Raw genomic sequence first — 17,361 nt, 5'->3', positions numbered from 1 at the left:
GCCGGCCGACAACTCCCGCCGCTCCTACTGCTGTTCCTCGGTCTTCTTGCGGTCCTGGGCTTCGCCCTCCTCGATCACGGCCTCGGCCACCGCGGCCATCGTCATCCGCCGGTCCATCGAGGTCTTCTGGATCCACCGGAACGCCGCCGGCTCGGTCAGCCCGAACTTGGTCTGCAGCACGCTCTTCGCCCGGTCCACCAGCTTGCGGGTCTCCAGCCGCTTGGTCAGGTCCGCGACCTCACCCTCCAGCGCCCGCATCTCGGTGTAGCGCGAGACCGCCATCTCGATCGCCGGCACCAGGTCGCTCTTGGAGAACGGCTTGACGATGTACGCCATCGCCCCGGCGTCCCGCGCCCGCTCCACCAGCTCCCGCTGCGAGAACGCGGTCAGCATCAGCACCGGGGCCAGGTGCGCCTCATGGATCCGCTCGGCCGCCGAGAGCCCGTCCAGGACCGGCATCTTCACGTCGAAGATCGCCAGGTCCGGCTTCAGCTCCTCGACCAGCCGCACCGCCGTCTCCCCGTCGCCGGCCTCGCCGACCACGGTGTAGCCCTCCTCCTCCAGCATCTCCTTGAGGTCGAGCCGGATCAGCGCCTCGTCCTCCGCGATCACAATCCGGGTGATCTGGGACGAATCGGTCTCCAGCGCCTGGGGCTGCTCGTCGGCGGTGCTCACGTGACTCCTCGTTCCGGGCCGGGGGTGCATGCACGAGGGTACTAAGACGCGGTATGTTGGTGGCTCGCAGGGTCGAAGGCCACCTTCGATTCCGAGGATGCCCCGGTAGTCCAGCGGAAGAGACACGGTGCTCAAACCACCGACAGCGTGGGTTCGAATCCCACCCGGGGTACTTTCCTTTAGTTGAGATTTTCTTCCCCAATCGGGCGACGTTCACTGCCATGGGTTATTTCTGATCATTTTCAGAACTCATGAACCGGCGATACTCCAAGCTCGCCCCATGACCAACCGCTCGATCCGCGACGAAGCCGTTCTCCTCCTGCGCAGTGGCGTCAGCAACGCCGAGGTGGCTCGTCGGCTCGCCGTACCGTACGGCACGATCGGTTCTTGGAAGCACGGCGACCGTGCGAAACGCGGCGAGCTCCCGGGACGGAAGCGCTCCACCTGCCCGAACTGCCACGGAGACCGACTCGACGAGCCCGCCTACTCGTACCTGCTCGGCCTCTACCTCGGTGACGGCCACATAATCCGCCCCAAGCAGCGCCGCACGTACACGCTCGTGATCACCTGCGACGACAAGTGGCCCGGCGTCATGGACTCAGTCGAGCAGGCCGTGCGCAATGTCCTCCCACACAACGTGCCCTGCCGAGTCCGCCGGACCGGCTGCCATGACGTCAAGGTCTACTCCCAGCACCTCCCCTGCCTCTTCCCCCAGCACGGCCCCGGCCTCAAGCACGAGCGCGACGTCTCCCTCGTGCCGTGGCAACAGGCCATCGTGAACACCCATCCGTGGGGCCTGCTGCGCGGCCTGATCCACGCCGATGGCTGCCGGATCGTCAACTGGGCGACCCGCACCACCAACGGCGTCACCCGACGCCACGAGTACCCGCGGTACTTCTTCACCAACAAGTCCCCCGACATCCTGCGTCTCTTCACCGCGACGCTCGATGCGGTCGGCATCCGCTGGAAGTCCACCCACCGCCCGTCAGGCGCTATGAACATCTCCATCGCCCGCCGCGACTGCGTCGCCCTGCTGGACCAGCACATCGGCCCCAAGTACTGACGCGCACTCGGCCGCCCCGCACGCCCCCTCCCCAGCAATCCCCCAGCCTGTGCGGACACCCCGCCCACCAAGTGAGGATGTCGTGTGCAGGGCAGGCACTTCGTCACCATTCGCCCGGTTTGGCCCCCCCGCACCGCTTGCCACCGCCAAAGGGGCGACCTACCTTCTGGCGTCATGCCGCTGCCGCTCCTCTCCGTCGTCGTTCCCGCCTATGACCAGCAAGGACAGCTGGCCGAGTGCCTGGATTCGATCCTCGACCAGTCCTTCGGGGGGTTCGAGGTGATCGTGGTGGCGGACACGTCGGCGCAGTCGCCGGCCACGGTCGCGCAGACGGCGGACGATCGGGTGTCGGTGCTGCGGTTGAACGCGGCGGTCGGGGTGGGCCGGGCGCGGAACGCGGGGGCGGCGCGGGCGCGCGGGCGCTACCTGCTCTTCCTGGACGCCGACCACCTGGTGATGCCGGGGGCGTTCCTGACCCTGGCCGACCGGCTGCGCGCGGAGCCGGACGCCGAGGTGGTGCTGTTCGGGCACACCCGGCTGCACCGGGACCGGGTCTGGCCGGGTGCGGCGGAGGCGGTGCTCGACGGGCTCGGGACGGCGGCCTTCACGCCGGCCGAGCGGCCGGAGGTGTTCGGGGTGCCCGCGCAGGCCTGGGACCGGCTGATCGGCCGCGAGCTGTGGATGGAGGCCCAGCTGGCGTTCCCGGACGGTCGGTACGAGGAGATAGCGGTGGTGCACCAGGCGCTGCTGCGGGCCCGGCGGGCGGTGGCGCTGACCGGTGAGCTGGTGCAGCTGAGGCGCCGCCAGACGGTGCACCCGGCCGCCTCGCCGGGGGCCAGCGAGTTCGACCTCTTCGACCAGTACGAGCGCAGCTTCGACCTGCTGGACGGGCTGTCGCTGACCGCGGCGGAACTGGTGCGTCCGTTCCTGTTCCGGCGGATGGTCCAGCACTACCTGTTCGTGCTGGACCTGGCCGGCTGTGTCAGCCGGGCGGAGCGGCCGCAGTTCTTCCACCGGGCGGCCGAGCACTACCGCCGGCTGCTGCCCGACGGGTTCCGCCGCCCGGGCGGCCGGGAGGGCGTCAAGTTCTCGCTGCTCGCCGGTGGTTCGTACAGCGCGTTCGAGGTGGCGAAGCTGACCCAGATCGCCCGCACCGCGGTGGCCGGCCGCTCCTCCTCCTAACCGCACGGCCCCGCAGCTCTCGCACCACCGGCCTCGGGTGTTGGGGCGGTGCGCGGCGCACTGCCCCAACACCGCTGTTCAGCTGGTCAGTTGTCCCACTCGCCCACGTGGTGCACCCGCACCAGGTTGGTGGAGCCGGCGACTCCGGGCGGTGAACCGGCGGTGATGATCACGATGTCGCCGCGCTCGCAGCGCCCCAGGCTGAGCAGTTGGGCGTCGACCTGGGCGACCATCTCGTCGGTGGTGGGCACGAACGGGCCGAGGAAGGTCTCCACGCCCCAGGTGAGGGCCAACTGGCTGCGCACCGCCTGCTCGTAGGTGAAGGCGAGCACCGGGATCGGGCTGCGGTAGCGGGTGAGGCGGCGCGCGGTGTCGCCGGACTGGGTGAAGGCGATCAGGTACTTGGCGTGCAGGAAGTCGCCGATCTCGGCCGCCGCCCGGGCCACCGCGCCGCCCTGGGTGCGCGGCTTGCTGCCGGCGGTCAGCGGCGGCAGGCCGGCGGCCAGCACGTCCTCCTCGGCCGCCTGGATGATCCGGCCCATGGTCTTGACCGTCTCGATCGGGTACTTGCCGATCGAGGTCTCACCGGAGAGCATCACGGCGTCGGTGCCGTCGAGCACGGCGTTGGCCACGTCGGAGGCCTCGGCGCGGGTGGGCCGGGAGGCGTTGATCATCGAGTCGAGCATCTGGGTGGCGACGATGACCGGCTTGGCGTTGCGCCGGGCGAGCTTGATGGCGCGCTTCTGGACCAGTGGGACCTGTTCCAGCGGCATCTCCACGCCCAGGTCGCCGCGGGCCACCATGATGCCGTCGAAGGCGGCCACGATGCCGTCCAGGGCGTCCACCGCCTGCGGCTTCTCCACCTTGGCGATGACCGGGAGGAACCGCCCCTCCTCGGCCATCACGCTGTGCACGTCCTCGATGTCCTTGCCGCTGCGGACGAACGAGAGGGCGATCAGGTCGACGCCGGTCCGCAGGGCCCAGCGCAGGTCGGCGACGTCCTTGTCGCTGAGTGCGGGCACCGAGACGGCGACTCCGGGCAGGTTGAGGCCCTTGTGGTCGGAGACCAGGCCTCCTTCGATGACGATGCAGCGGACCCTCGGCCCGTCCACATGGGTGACCTCCAGGCTGACCCGGCCGTCGTCGACCAGGATCCGCTCGCCGCGGCCGACGTCGGCGGCGAGGCCCTTGTAGGTGGTGCCGCAGCCGAAGCGGTCACCTGGGACGTCCTCCACCGTGATGGTGAACTCGTCGCCGCGTTCGAGGAGTACCGGCCCGTCGGCGAAGGTGTCGAGTCGGATCTTCGGGCCTTGAAGATCGACCAGGATGCCGACGCTGCGGCCGGTCTCGTCGGCGGCCTTGCGGACCCGGCGGTACCGTTCCTCGTGCTCGGCGTGGGAGCCGTGGCTCAGATTGAGTCGGGCGATGTCCATCCCGGCGTCGACCAGGGCCTTGATCTGGTCGTACGAATCCGTGGCGGGCCCGAGTGTGCAGACGATTTTTGCTCGGCGCATGGTTCCGAGAGTATGCACTACCCGCGCGTAACAACGACGTTCCGACGGTCGGTCACATGTCCGGTCCTGAAAGCTTCGTTGAACTTTCTGACGGACGATGAGTTCCGGTTCAGCCAAGTCGACTTGACCCTTGCCGGACGTGTCGTCCGATGCGGATCCGTGAAGGGCTGTTCACCTCCGGTTCACCGCCGGTACGTGCTCCGCTGGGTGCCCGGGGGGACGCTCCAGGTCCGACAACCGGCCCTGGGCCGACCGACCTTGGGGGGCGCCGATGCGGCGGCAGCAGTTGGTGGGGATCCTGGTGGCGCTCGCCCTGGTGGCCGCCGTGGCCGCCATCGTGATCACCAAGTCCTGCTGCGGGCCGTCCCCGGCGCCTGCGGCGCGGACCGCCGTCACCGGGCTGATCGGCTCCGAGAAGGCGGACTTCTTCGCCAGCCCCCAGGTGCGGCGGGCCTTCGGCAAGCTCGGCCTCGAGGTCAGCGTCCAGCACGCCGGATCCTGGCAGATGAAGGACCAACTCAAGGGCAGCGATTACGATTTCGCGATCCCGGCCAGCTCGGTGGCGGCCGACTCGATCCCCACCCCGATCACCACCACCAAGGTGCGGCCGTTCTACTCCCCGCTGGTCGTGCTGACCACTCCGGAGGTGGCCGAGTTCATGCGGCAGAACGGGCTGGCCGCCAAGAAGGACGACAACGTGTGGGTGATGGACATGCAGGCCTACTGGGCCGCCGCCTCCGCCGGCACGGCCTGGACGGCTCTGCCGCACCAGGAGGACCGGCCGGCCGGCTTGTCCGGCCAGATCTACATCGCCACCACCGATCCGCGCACCTCCTCCTCGGCCTCGCTCTACCTGGCGCTGATGTCCTACCTGGGCAACGGCCAGAAGGTGGTGGCCAGTCAGAACGACATCGACCGGATCGGACCGGTCCTGCAGAGGCTGATGAGCGCCCAAGGCGCCATGCTGTCCAGCAGTGACCAGTTGTTCCGCGACTTCGTGGCCGGCACCGAACGCCCGCTCAGCTGGACGTACGAGTCCGAAGTCGCCGAGCAGGCGCTGGCCGGCACGCTGCCCGCCGGCACCGCCGTCATCTACCCGGACTACGACATCCAGAGTGACCACACCGTCGTGGAGTTGACGCCCAAGGCGGCCAGGGTGTCCGCCGCACTGGCGAACGACCCGGACCTGGTCAAGCTGGAGGCGCAGTTCGGCTTCCGCCCGGAGAACGACCCCGGCCTGCTCGCCACGGACCTGCGGCAGAAGGGCAACCAGCAGTTCCCGGCCGACCTGAGGTCGCTGGGCACCTCCCAACCTCCGCCGCCCACCAGCGATCTGCTGCAGCAGCTGGTCAACCGCGCCGTTCCCGCGGACCAGTGATGAGGAGCCGACCGATGACCCGCCACCTGCCGCGCCGCGCCGCCCTCGGCGCCCTGGCGGTGCTGCTGACCGCCGTCACCGCCTGCAGCGGCCACTCCGCGCCCGAGCCGGCCCCGAGCGGCAGCGCCGCCCCCGCACCGAGCGGGGCGCCGTACACCCTGCGCGTGCTGGGCGGCAGCGAACTGCAGGACATGCAGCCGATCCTGGACGACGCCCGAAAGGCCACCGGGGTCACCGTCGAGCTCACCTCCACCGGCACCCTGGACGGCGCGAACACGGTCAGCAGCGGCCGGGCGGACGGGGCGTACGACGCGCTCTGGTTCCCGTCCAACCGCTACCTGCGGCTCGACCAGGCGGCGGCCGGCAAGCTGCTCTCCGAGACGCCGGTGATGGTCTCCCCGGTGGCGTTCGGGGTGCGCTCGTCGGTCCTCTCCGGCCTCGGCTGGGATCCGGCCAAGGTCAGCTGGTCGCAGATCGGCGACGCCGTCAGCCAGGGCAAGCTGACCTTCGGGATGACCGACCCCGCCCAGTCCAACTCCGGGCTGTCCGCGCTGATCGGGCTGGCTTCGGCGTTCTCCGGCGCCCAGGCCGCGCTCACCGACGCCGACGTGGCCAAGGCCTCCCCCGCGCTGCGCGCCTTCTTCTCGGGGCAGAAGCTCACCTCGGGCTCCTCCGGCTGGCTGGCCCAGGCCTACCAGCGCACCGCGACGGGCGGCACCGGCGCCCAGGTGGGCGCGCTGGTCAACTACGAGTCGGTGCTGCTGGAGCTCAACCGTTCGCTGCCGAGCGACGCCCAGCTGACGGTGATCCGCCCGACCGACGGCGTGGTCTCCGCGGACTACCCGCTCACGCTGCTGAGTTCGGCCTCGCCGCGGGCCAAGGACGCGTTCGGCCGGCTGACCGCCTACCTGCTGCGCCAGGACACCCAACGCAAGATCACCGACACCACCGAGCGCCGCCCGGTGGTCGCCGGTGTGCAGCCGGGCACCGGGCTGGGCACCGACCGGCGGCCCGAACTCCCCTTCCCCGGCAGCCGTCCGGTGGCGGACGGGCTGCTGTCGGCCTACCAGAACCAGCTGCGCCGGCCTTCCCGCACGCTCTACGTGCTGGACACCTCGGGCTCGATGGCGGGCGACCGCCTGACGAACCTGAAGAAGGCGCTGGGCCTGCTCACCGGCGCGGACGGCAGCCACAGCGTGGACGGGTTCCGCGACCGCGAGGAGGTCACCCTGGTCTCCTTCGCCGACGCGGTGAAGTGGGAGAAGGTCCACCAGGTCCCGGCCGACGACCCGCAGCCCGAGCTGGCCGCGATCGACTCCGACGTGCAGAGCCTGTCGGCCGGCGGCGGCACGGCCATCTACGACACCCTGGAGGCCGCCTACCGCGAACTCGCCGCCCAGCAGGCGCAGGCCGGTGACGACCGGTTCACCTCGATCGTGCTGATGACCGACGGCGAGAGCAACGAGGGCGCCACGGCGAGCGACTTCACCGCGTTCTACCGGGCGCTGCCGCAGGGCCAGCAGGCGATCCCGGTCTTCCCGATCCTGTTCGGCGAGGGCGCCAAGGACCAGTTGCAGGGCATCGCGGACCTCACCGGCGGGCGGCTGTTCGACGCCCTGACGAGTTCGCTGGACGGTGTCTTCGAGGAGATCCGTGGCTACCAGTAGACCTGGTGGCGGGCGGTTCGCCTGCTGGTTCGGCAGCCGCGCGCACTACCTGGGCAGCGGGGGCGCGGCGGTCGGTGTGGCGAGCGGGCTGGCCACCGGGGCGGGGGTCTGGACGGCGGCGATGGCGGTGGGACTGTACGGCGCGGGGGCGGTGCTCGGCTGGAGCTTCGGCGGCCCGCCGCCGCCTCCGCCGCCGCGTGCCGTCGAGCTGCTGCGGGCCGAGGTCGCCGAGCGCTCGGCCGAGCCGGCGCCCGCCGGGTGGCCGGCCGAGGCCGTGGGGGCCGCCCGGCAGCTGTTGGCCGTGTGCGGCATCCGCCTGGCCGCACCGGCGGCAGGGGAGGTCGCGGACACCGTCCCGCGGCAGCTGGCCCGCACCCTCGACTGGTACGAAAGGGCCCTGCTGTGGCAGCGCGTCGAGCCCCGGGCCATCGACCCGACGGACGAGTTCCTCGCCCGGGTTGAGCACGCGCTCGCCGTATTGACGCCCCGTTAGCGGACCGGCCGGGCCGAGGGACCGTCACGGCGACTGCTGAAGGATCGTCACGGCCGCTGCACCCGGATGTGGCGAACTCGTCACCTGCGGTCCATGTTTGGGGGCTGTTCGCGGCGGGTGCTTTCAGGGCACACTTCTACGCGCGTATCTCTACGCGCGTCATACGTCACCACCCGTTCGACCCCACTGGAGTGACCCATGCCTTTGAACCGCCGCGACTTCGTCACCCGGAGCGCCGCCACCGCGGCCGGTGCCGCCCTGGTGTCGGGGGTGTCGGTGGCCGCCGCCGAGCCCGCGGCGGCCGACCAGGCCGAGCCGCAGCACCGCCGGCCCGGGCCGCACAAGGCGAAGTTCACCGTGATGGGCACCACCGACGTGCACGGCCACGCCGTCAACTGGGACTACTTCACCGACGCCGTCTACACCGACGCACAGCACAACGCGGTCGGCCTGGCCAAGATCTCCACCCTGGTCAACCAGGTGCGCGACGAGGTGGGTTGGGACCGCACCCTGCTGATCGACGCCGGCGACATCATCCAGGGCACCCAGCTCAGCTACTACTTCGCCCGGGTCGAGCCGATCACCGGCGAGAACGCCCCCGAGCACCCGATGGCCACCGCGATGAACGTCATCGGCTACGACGCGGCGGCACTGGGCAACCACGAGTTCAACTACGGCATCCCCACCGTCAAGGCCTTCGAGGAGCAGCTGGACTTCCCGCTGCTCGGCGCCAACGCGCTGCACGCCAAGGACGAGAAGCCCGCCTTCCCGCCCTACGTGATCCGGACCCTGCACCTGGGCGGCGGCCGGCCGCTGAAGGTGGGCATCCTGGGTCTGACCAACCCGGGTATCGCGATCTGGGACAAGGCCAACGTGCAGGGCCAGATGACCTTCAACGGGATCGTCGAGGCGGCCAAGATCTACGTGCCGAAGCTGAAGGCCGCGGGCGCCGACATCGTGATCGTGTCCGCGCACTCCGGGATCGACGAGCCCTCCTCCTACGGCACCCAGATCCCGTTCCCCGAGGACGCCTCCGGCGAGATGGCCGCCGAGGTGCCCGGGATCGACGCGGTGCTGGTCGGCCACACCCACAAGGAGGTGCCGCAGCGCCTGGTCGTCAACAAGCAGACCGGCAAGACCGTGGTGCTCTCCGAGCCGCTCTGCTGGGGCCAGCGGCTGAGCCGGTTCGACTTCGAGGTGCAGTTCGACAAGGGCGTCTGGACGGTCGCCTCGCTGAGCTCCCAGGTGCTCAACTCCAACACCGTGGACGAGGACCAGGAGATCGTGATGCTGCTGAAGGAGCAGCACGACAAGGTGGTCGCCTACGTCAACCAGGTGATCGGCACCAGCAAGGTGGACCTGTCGATCGCCCAGGCGCGGTTCAAGGACACCCCGATCATCGACCTGATCGGCAAGGTGCAGCAGGACACCGTCAAGGCGGCGCTGGCGGGCACCGGTTACGCCGACCTGCCGGTGGTGGCGCAGGCCGCGCCGTTCAACCGGACCGCCGACATCCCGGCCGGCACGGTGAAGCTGCGCGACGTGGCGGGCCTGTACATCTACGAGAACACCCTGGAGGCCCGTCTCATGACGGGCGGTCAGCTCAAGGACTACCTCGAGTTCTCGATGACCTACTTCGCCCAGCTGGCTCCGGGCGCGCCGGTGAACCCGGACACCCTGACCAACCAGAACGGCATCCCGGACTACAACTTCGACTCGCTCTACGGCTTGAGCTACGACATCGACATCTCGCAGCCGGTCGGTTCGCGGATCACCAACCTGTCGTACGCGGGCAAGCCGGTCGACCCGGCCGGGCAGTTCGTGCTCGCGGTGAACAACTACCGGGCCAACGGCGGCGGCAACTTCCCGCACGTCGCCACCGCCAAGCAGGTGTGGACCAACTCGGACGAGATCCGCAACACGATGATCGCCTGGGTGAAGGCCAAGGGCGTGATCGACCCGGCCGACTTCGCGGCGGTCTCCTGGCGGCTGGTGCGGGCCGGCGCGCCGGTCTTCCCGTAGTCGCACGCACGCCCCGGCCCCCGCAGCCCTTCCGGGCGGGCTGCGGGGGCCGGGGCGTGCGCGGGCTCAGTGCGCGGAGTGCCGCTCGGCGCCGCGGTGCCGGTGGCCCTTGAGCTCGGCGTGCCCGGGCCGGCTCCCGGTGTGCGCGCGCTCCTCGGGCACCCGGCGGCCGCCCTGGCCGGCCAGGGCGGCGTAGCTGCCGTACGCGGCGGTCTTGCTCTGGGCCGCGGACAGCTGGGTGTGCAGCTCCGGGCCGATCGGGCGTGGCTTGCCGCCGGGGGCGGCGGCCATCATGCCGCGCCGCTCCAGCAGGGCCTGGGTGCCTTGGCGCAGCCTGCTGCCGGGCTTCGGTCGCTTGGTCATGGCGGGGCCTCCCATCCATACCTCTTCTGTGATGGTAGGCCCGGCCACGGCCCGGCTCAGAACGGTCCCCCACGTTGCGAAGGGGACGGGGGGATCCAGAACGGAAGGGGGGCCTCTAGAACGGGAAGGGGGACCGCCCGTGCTGGATGGAGATCCACTTCTGGGTGGTGAAGGCCTCCACGGTGGACTCGCCGTTGAGCCGGCCCACGCCCGAGTTCTTCTCACCACCGAACGGCACGATCGCCTCGTCGGCGATGGTCCCGTCATTGACGTGGACCATGCCGCTGTCGATCTGCTGCGCCACCCGGACACCGCGCTCCACCGAGCCGCTGTGCACCGCGCCGCTCAACCCGAACGGGGTGTCGTTGGCGATCGCGATCGCCTCCTCCTCGCCGTCGAACGGGATCAGCATCACCACCGGACCGAACAACTCGCGCTGCAGCACCGGCGATCCGGCCGGGATGTCGGTGAGCACCACCGGCGACACCAGGGTGCCGACGGAGCTGCCGCGGTGCAGCACGGTGGCGCCCTCGGCCACCACGCGGTCGACTTCGGCGTTGATCGCGTCGGCCTGGGTGGAGTTGATCAGTGGGCCGATCTGGGTGCCGGGGTCCTTGGGGTCACCGACCGTGAGCGAGGCGACCTTGGCCACGAACTTCTCGGTGAACTCGGCCAGCACCGAGCGGTCCACCAGCACCCGGTTGGCGGCCATGCAGACCTGCCCCTGGTGCGCGAACCGGCTGAACACGGCCGCGTCCACCGCGTAGTCGACGTCGGCGTCGTCCAGCACGATCAGCGCACTGTTGCCGCCCAGCTCCAGCACCGAGCGCTTGAAGTGCGAGGCGGCGACGGTGGCGACGTGCCGACCGACCCGGTCGGAGCCGGTGAAGGCGATGGCCTTGGGCACCGGGTGCTCCAACAGCGCGTCGCCGATCTCGGCGATGTCGGTGACCACCACGTTGAACAGGCCGGCGGGCAGTCCAGCGTCCTCGAAGAGCTTGGCGATCAGGGTGCCGCCGGTGATCGGGGCGTCCTGGTGCGGCTTGAGCACCACGCCGTTGCCCAGCGCCAGCGCCGGGGCGACCGCCTTCATGGAGAGGAAGAGCGGGAAGTTGAACGGGCTGATCACGCCGACCACGCCGACCGGCAGCCGGTAGACCCGGTTCTCCTTGCCGTCCACCGGCGAGGGCAGGATCCTGCCCTCGGGGCGCAGCGACAGCTGCATGCACTCGCGCAGCATGTCCTTGGTGAGCGAGAGTTCGAAGCCGGCCTTGAGGTAGGTGCCGCCGAGCTCGGCGATGATGGTCTCGGTGATCTCCTGCTCGCGTTCCTCGAGCAGTCGCAGCGCCCGCTCGAAGACCAGTCGGCGGGCGTAGGGGTTCTGCTTCGCCCACTCCTTCTGCGCCCGCTCGGCCGCGCGGTAGGCCTGGTCGACCTCGCCGACGGTGGCCACCGTGATGCTGGCGAGCTTCTCGCCGTCGAACGGGTTGATGTCGACGATCTCCCAGGAGCCGCTGCCCTGGCGCCACTGTCCGTCGATGTACTGCAGGGCGAGTTCCGTGAAGTGCGACACCTGAGACCCCTTGCGAAGAGTTGGCGCGGACTGACAGGCGGTCATCCTACTGATTGCTCAGTGCTCCTGGAGCAACATCGACAGAAGCTCACGGCTCGATCCCGGGCTCAGGCTGTCCTCCCGCAACCGCCCCAACGTGTCGCGGTACTCGGCGACTTCGCGCGGCCGGTCCAGGTAGAGCGCGGTGGTGAACTGCTCCAGGTAGACCACGTCGGCGAGGTCCGGCTCGCGGAAGCCGAGCAGTGAGAAGGTGCCGCTCTCGGCGCGCAGTCCGGCAGTGCCCAACGGCATCACCTGCAGCTCGATGCCGGGGCGCTCGGCCAGCTCCAGCAGGTGCAGCAGTTGGCCGCGCATCACCTCGGGGCCGCCGCACGGCCGGCGCAGCGCTGCCTCGTCGATCACCATGGCCAGCCGCGGCGCCTGTTCGCCGGTGAGCAGTTGCTGTCGGCGCATCCGCACCTCGACCCGCCGCTCGATCTCGCTCTCCGGGGCGTGCTGGCTGCCGAGCCGGATCACGGCGCGGGCGTACTCCTCGGTCTGCAGCAGGCCGGGGACGAACTGCACCTCGTAGGAGGCGATGCAGCCGGCCGCCTCCTCGAACCCGAGGTAGCTCTGGAACCAGGCGGGCACCACGTCGGCGTAGTCGTGCCACCAGGGCACGGCGTTGGCGATCCGGACCATGCCGAGCAGTTCGCCGCGCTGCCCGGGGTCGCTCACGCCGTAGAGGGTGAGCAGGTCGGCCACGTCGCGCTCCTTGAAGCTGACCCGGCCCAGCTCCATCCGCCCGATCTTCGACTCCGAGGCGCGGATCTCGTAGCCGGCGTCCTCCCGACTCACCCCCTGCGCCTCGCGCAGCCGGCGCAGCTGGGACCCCAGCAGCAGCCGACGGACCGTCACTCCGCTGCCGCTGCCCACCGTGCTGTTCATCCGCCCCATCCTCCTCGGAACCGCCCGCTACGCGCGGCAGTCTGCCATGAGGGTGCGTCATGAGCATTAAGTGATTGCTGTGAGTTCCCTGGCCCGGCTGAGCGGATGATCGATGAAGCCGTCACCACAGGGCGGGACGGACACCGGCTCTCGTATCTGCTAAGGCTATGGCAAGCCCCAGGAGCCTTGCCATGGCGCGTGGGGCTAGTGATCAACGGGTGCCAGCGATGTCGTCGTCGTGCTTCCAAGCTCAGGCAACGGCATCGTACTGACGTGTCAGCCGCCGGATTTCGGCGTCCTTGAACGCCCGCACCTCCTCCACGATCCCGCTCCTCGACAGCTCCGTCACGGGCACGCACAAGTCCATGCGCTGGATACAGACACCAGCCATGTACTCCCCCTGTTCGGTGAGGTACAGCCGGATGCCGTAGTAGCCCTCCTGGCAGTCCGTGTCGTTGTTGAACCGGCACGACGCGCAGGTGTCCGGGAGTCGTACCGGCAGGAGCCGCTTGACGTAGACCGCCCGGCCGCCGAGCCCCCGGTAGAGAGTGCGTTCGTCGGAGGTGCCTGCGGTGAAGGTCCGGAGCACCGGTTCCGCACCGACCCGGGCCAGCACCTCGGAGATCGCCGCGATCGACTCCGGCCCGTCCTGGATGCTGGTAAGCATGCGCACATCCGCGAACTGGCCGTACGACTCAATCAGGTTGACGACCCGATCCACGTGGGCCATGCCGGGAACCACGATGTTCACGGAGGCCTTCACACCGTTGGACACGGCGGCGCGGATGGTCTGTTCCGCCGCACGGATCTTCGCGTCGGCCAGACCGCCCGACCCGAAGCGCTCGGCCTGGACGGATTGGAGTTGTGCGGCAGTCGTACCGAAAACCGAGACGTTGACCCGGTTGAGGCCAGCCGCCGAGCACTCCGGCATCACCTGTCGACCGCGCTCCCCGTTGCTGGTCATCCCGACGCTCAGCCCCATTCCGGTGAGTGCCGCGACCAGTGAAGACACCTCCGTGTGGAGAGTGGGCTCCCCTCCGGTGAGGTGGATCTCCTCGGCGTCGAAGGCCCTCACCACGGTCCGAATGGCCCGTCGGAAGGACATGTCCGGGTTCATCTTCGCCGAGAGGAAGTTGACGCCGTTCGTCTCGGCGAAGATCGACACGCGCCCAGTCCTGCCCGGCCCCGACGCGAAGGGCAGCAGGGTACGGCCCTGGTTGTCGGCGGTAACCGGCGTTCCCTCGTTGTGGCAGAACGTGCAGGCCAACCCGCAGTCGTCGATCACCTTGATGCGGATGGTCCTGTCCCGGACGATTCGGACCGCCGGCCCCTGAGTTGCGGACAAGGCTTGTCTCCTGTCAATCGAAGGTGAGCCGGGGAATCGCTTCGATGTCGATCCCGTACCGGCGGTAGACCTTGGTGGTGTTCTCGCTCGTCAGCTCGTTCAGCGGAAGCCCGAGCGCGAGCGCGGTGGAGTGGACGTGTTCGGCGCTGCCCCCCTCGATCTCCAAGTACGGGGGGATGAGGGGCCAGTGGTCGATCTCGATGGCCGCACCGCCCAGCGTCCAGGAGGACCGACGGTTCTCCTGGTACGCCCTCGGTTGGTAACCGAGCTTGGCAAGGAGCGCGTTGGCGGTGTCGAAGTCGCCGACGGTCGTTTCCGTCTCGGTCGCTCCGTCGATAGTGTCGGAGTGGATCTCCTTGACGCACAGTGTGACCTCGACACCGGTGTCGCGCAGCCGAACCCACGCACCGGGCCGACCGGGGATGTCGTAGACGTAGCGCCGCTGGAATCGGTCGCCCAGGTACGTGGCGGCGGCCTCGGTCAGCAGGGTACGGATCTTCTCGGGGTGGATGTTGAGAAGCTTTGCTTCGAACTCAGTTACGCTCATGATGAGTTGTCCTTCTCCCAGGTTGGCTATCGGGATTCGGGGGGACGCTATCCGCTTCCAGGCGACTCCAGCCGCGGGGGAAGGTGGCGGTGCTGCCTGTCCGCCTGGCCGCGACTTCCTCCAGTGCGACCAAGCGAAGACTGTTAGGCGATCAGATGTTAGGCGCGATGACCCTTGTCCGACCCTGGACCGCATCAAAAGGCACAGCCAACCGCGCATCTCCGGTCGCGAGTTGGTCAGCTGCGCACTCGAACCACACGACCTTGCCGACCTCGGTCGGGTACCAGCCCCACGACTGGGCGAGCCCTTCAACTAGGACCAGCCCACGCCCACCGGTAACCGTGTCCTCGGCCGCGTCCGGGTCGGGGGCCAGCGGACTCGAATCCGCGATCTCCACCCGCAGCCGAAGACCATTCCAACGCACGGTCACCTTGCACCGAGCCTTCGTGTGCTCCATGGCATTCGCCAACAACTCGCCCGTGCACAACTCGACATCGCGCAATGCGTCGTCCGACAGCGGTACCCGCCAGAACCGCGCGACATCGACCACCAGGCGCCGAGCAGGCGGAACGGCCGCCGCGTCCGGCTCGACATCCCACTCCTGCGGCACCGGAAACGACGCCATTTCGAGCGGACTCATCCGTGCACCTCGTTCCTGCCAGACGTCCCGGTGTCGGTCCGCGCCGCCCGAGCTGGCCCGACGGCACTACCAAGTCAACGGCCTGGGTGGGTCACTCGAAGGGGCCACGATTCGGTGCATTCTGTAGCAGGGGGCCAGTTTGGGGGGCCAGGATGGATGTCCAGTTCACAAACCGCCTCGGGGGCGCCTCATGATGAGCTCTAGGGAGATCGGACCCATCCTGCGCGGCATCCGGACTCAGGCCGGCCGGACTCGACCAGAGCAAGCCCAGGTGATCGAGGCGCACCAGGACGGCCGGTACTTCGATCCGGAGCGGATCAAGCGCTGGGAAACGGGTGAACGGATTCCCACCAAACCGGACTTCGATCTGATCGCCCGCTCTTACGGGCTGCCGGTGGAAATGGTCCGAGACGCAGTCACGTTGAGCCGTCGGGCACGCAGGCTCGCCAGGTTGGCGCCGCTGATCAAGCAAGAGGAGGAAGAGGTGGACAGAAGAGGATTCCTCAGTGTGGCCGTCGCGGCGGGCGTCGCCTCGGAACCCTGGGGACGGTTGGCAACCGCCCTCTCAGGCGGTCGTGTGGACGCGGAGGCAGTGGCCCAACTGGAACGATCAACGGCCTCGATGTTCTCGGCCGAGGAGCACACGCCGGCCCGCCTCCTTGCCGCCCAGCTGTCGGCCCACCTGGACGCCATCACGTCCGTTCTGCCTGGGGCGGGCGCTCATCAAAGAGCACTGACGATCGCCGCCGGCGAGGCGGCGGCACTGGCAGGTTGGATCCACTGGGACCTCGGCGACTTTGCGACGGCCCGCCAGTACTACTCAACAGCCTCTTTGGCCGGGAAGCACGCCGGACATGGCGCGGTCAACGCGCTGACGCTCGGCTACGCGTCGTACGGCGTGGACCCGGCCAAAGCCAGGGAGATGCTTTCGGCGGCGCAGGAACAGGTCCGGGGCCCCGGCTATGCGACGGCGCGAGCGTGGCTGTGCGCACGAGAGGCCGAGGAAGCCGCGAAGCAAGGCGACCGCGAAGGAGCGATCCGGGCGCTGGAACGGGCCACCACAGCGTTCGACTACGCCGACCCGGACGGTGAGCAGGCATGGATGAGCTTCTTCCGCCGCGCACGGCTAGGCTCCATGGCTGTCGCCACGTACGCGATGCTGGAGCACCCCGCGCTCGGAGCTGCTGCTGATGAGACGCTGACCGCACTGGGCAGCGACGACACCAAAGTTCGGGTCGCCATCCTTGGTGACGTGGCGACCGGCTATCTGACGGCGGGCCATGTCGAACAGGCGGTGGAGATCGGGCGGCGGGCTCTGGCAGCCACGGTCGAGACCGAGACGACCATGGGTAAGGTCCGGCTTCACGCCCTTGCCGAGAAACTGTCCGAGCAGAACAGCGTGGCCCGGAGCTTCGGTGAAGAGATCCGAGCCACGTTGGGCGCCGCTAGCTGACGGTCTCGGAGTTCACCCATTCCAGGTACGCCGTGCTGCCAGTGACCACGGGAAGGCCGACGATCTCCGGGGTGTCGTAGCTGTGCTGTTCGCCGATGAAGGCGGCCAGGCGGTCGCCCAGGTCCGCACGGGTCTTGAAGTCGATGCGCCACTCCGGCTCGGTCTGCACCTCTCCGTCCCACCAGTAGACCGAGTTGATCGAGTAAACCTGGGCGCAGGCGGCAAGGCGCTCACGGACCACAGCCGCAGCCAGCGCGCGAGCCTTGTCCTCGGCGTCGTGCGTGGTGGTCACCACGATAAAGTCACGATTCGTCATGAGCCGAGCGTAGAGGGATCCACAGCGTTGGGGACCCGTTGGTCCGAGACTGGGCCACAAAGAGGCGATTTCCTCGCTCCGCTCTCACCTGGCCTTCTACCGTAGACGCGGTGTTCCAGTGGTCCTACGCCGAGCGTTGACCCCGATCTCACTGGTCGGGGCACCGCGGAAACGCCCGCAGCCCCGCTGATCCCCATGGATTG

The 17,361-nt window shown here is 69.2% G+C and carries 16 protein-coding genes and 1 tRNA gene; 8 read left to right on the top strand and 9 right to left on the bottom strand.

Annotated features, from left to right (window positions below; translation table 11 throughout):
* Nucleotides 1-24: 24 nt before the first annotated feature.
* Nucleotides 25-675, bottom strand: a complete 651-nt coding sequence (locus LN042_RS18175) for an ANTAR domain-containing response regulator (RefSeq protein ID WP_230052301.1) — start codon at nt 673-675, stop codon at nt 25-27.
* 99 nt (nt 676-774) lie between these two features.
* On the opposite strand from LN042_RS18175, the gene LN042_RS18170 reads away from it, so the two are divergent.
* The 3 genes from LN042_RS18170 to LN042_RS37315 all read left to right on the top strand — a co-directional run bounded on the left by LN042_RS18170 (nt 775) and on the right by LN042_RS37315 (nt 2,920).
* A tRNA-Leu gene (locus LN042_RS18170) sits at nt 775-847 on the top strand.
* A 108-nt stretch (nt 848-955) separates the two neighbouring features.
* Complete coding sequence (locus LN042_RS18165; RefSeq protein WP_230052300.1) at nt 956-1,738, top strand: helix-turn-helix domain-containing protein; 783 nt, start codon at nt 956-958, stop codon at nt 1,736-1,738.
* Nucleotides 1,739-1,912: 174 nt separating this feature from the next.
* Nucleotides 1,913-2,920, top strand: coding sequence for a glycosyltransferase family A protein (locus LN042_RS37315; protein ID WP_283843798.1), 1,008 nt, complete (start codon nt 1,913-1,915; stop codon nt 2,918-2,920).
* Between the two features lie 86 nt (nt 2,921-3,006).
* Here LN042_RS37315 and pyk read toward each other — a convergent pair whose 3' ends face one another.
* Nucleotides 3,007-4,434, bottom strand: a complete 1,428-nt coding sequence (gene pyk, locus LN042_RS18155) for a pyruvate kinase (RefSeq protein ID WP_230052299.1) — start codon at nt 4,432-4,434, stop codon at nt 3,007-3,009.
* Between the two features lie 271 nt (nt 4,435-4,705).
* Between pyk and LN042_RS18150 the strand changes: the two genes are divergently transcribed.
* The 4 genes from LN042_RS18150 (at nt 4,706) to LN042_RS18135 (ending at nt 9,994) form a co-directional block, all read left to right on the top strand.
* Nucleotides 4,706-5,812, top strand: a complete 1,107-nt coding sequence (locus tag LN042_RS18150) for a type 2 periplasmic-binding domain-containing protein (RefSeq protein ID WP_230052298.1) — start codon at nt 4,706-4,708, stop codon at nt 5,810-5,812.
* A gap of 14 nt (nt 5,813-5,826) precedes the next feature.
* The gene (locus LN042_RS18145) at nt 5,827-7,479 is read left to right on the top strand and encodes a VWA domain-containing protein (protein ID WP_230052297.1); all 1,653 of its coding nucleotides are present in this window, start codon (nt 5,827-5,829) and stop codon (nt 7,477-7,479) included.
* Nucleotides 7,466-7,972 carry a hypothetical protein gene (locus LN042_RS18140; protein ID WP_230052296.1) on the top strand — a complete coding sequence of 169 codons (507 nt, stop codon included), beginning with the start codon at nt 7,466-7,468 and terminating at the stop codon, nt 7,970-7,972. Before LN042_RS18145 ends, LN042_RS18140 begins: the two co-directional genes overlap by 14 nt.
* 198 nt (nt 7,973-8,170) lie before the next feature.
* Nucleotides 8,171-9,994: a bifunctional metallophosphatase/5'-nucleotidase gene (locus LN042_RS18135; RefSeq protein WP_230052295.1), complete on the top strand. Its 1,824-nt coding sequence runs from the start codon at nt 8,171-8,173 to the stop codon at nt 9,992-9,994.
* Nucleotides 9,995-10,060: 66 nt separating this feature from the next.
* Here the strand turns inward: LN042_RS18135 and LN042_RS18130 are convergent, their stop codons facing one another.
* The 6 genes from LN042_RS18130 to LN042_RS18105 form a co-directional block, all read right to left on the bottom strand.
* Nucleotides 10,061-10,357, bottom strand: coding sequence for a hypothetical protein (locus LN042_RS18130; protein WP_230052294.1), 297 nt, complete (start codon nt 10,355-10,357; stop codon nt 10,061-10,063).
* A gap of 115 nt (nt 10,358-10,472) precedes the next feature.
* Nucleotides 10,473-11,930 (bottom strand): aldehyde dehydrogenase family protein, encoded by a 1,458-nt coding sequence (locus LN042_RS18125; protein WP_230052293.1) that lies wholly within the window; start codon nt 11,928-11,930, stop codon nt 10,473-10,475.
* A 57-nt stretch (nt 11,931-11,987) separates the two neighbouring features.
* Nucleotides 11,988-12,866 (bottom strand): Sco1979 family transcriptional regulator, encoded by an 879-nt coding sequence (locus LN042_RS18120; RefSeq protein ID WP_372495764.1) that lies wholly within the window; start codon nt 12,864-12,866, stop codon nt 11,988-11,990.
* A 241-nt stretch (nt 12,867-13,107) separates the two neighbouring features.
* Nucleotides 13,108-14,202, bottom strand: a complete 1,095-nt coding sequence (locus LN042_RS18115; RefSeq protein ID WP_230052291.1) for a radical SAM protein — start codon at nt 14,200-14,202, stop codon at nt 13,108-13,110.
* 13 nt (nt 14,203-14,215) lie between these two features.
* Entirely contained in the window at nt 14,216-14,749 is a 534-nt protein-coding gene (locus LN042_RS18110; protein WP_230052290.1) for a class IV adenylate cyclase, read from the bottom strand.
* A 151-nt stretch (nt 14,750-14,900) separates the two neighbouring features.
* Entirely contained in the window at nt 14,901-15,389 is a 489-nt protein-coding gene (locus LN042_RS18105) for an ATP-binding protein (protein ID WP_230052289.1), read from the bottom strand.
* 190 nt (nt 15,390-15,579) lie between these two features.
* On the opposite strand from LN042_RS18105, the gene LN042_RS18100 reads away from it, so the two are divergent.
* Entirely contained in the window at nt 15,580-16,842 is a 1,263-nt protein-coding gene (locus LN042_RS18100) for an NsdA family TPR-like regulatory protein (RefSeq protein ID WP_504871027.1), read from the top strand.
* Here LN042_RS18100 and cutA read toward each other — a convergent pair.
* On the bottom strand, nt 16,835-17,158 hold the full coding sequence (cutA, locus tag LN042_RS18095; protein WP_230052287.1) for a divalent-cation tolerance protein CutA: 324 nt from the start codon (nt 17,156-17,158) through the stop codon (nt 16,835-16,837). The two genes, LN042_RS18100 and cutA, sit on opposite strands and share 8 nt — an antisense overlap.
* Nucleotides 17,159-17,361 lie beyond the last annotated feature (203 nt).

This window comes from Kitasatospora humi (genome assembly GCF_020907985.1).
Lineage (GTDB): Bacteria > Actinomycetota > Actinomycetes > Streptomycetales > Streptomycetaceae > Kitasatospora > Kitasatospora humi.
Note: the sequence above shows the minus strand (reverse complement) of the source record. Positions and strands in the feature narration are given on the sequence as shown.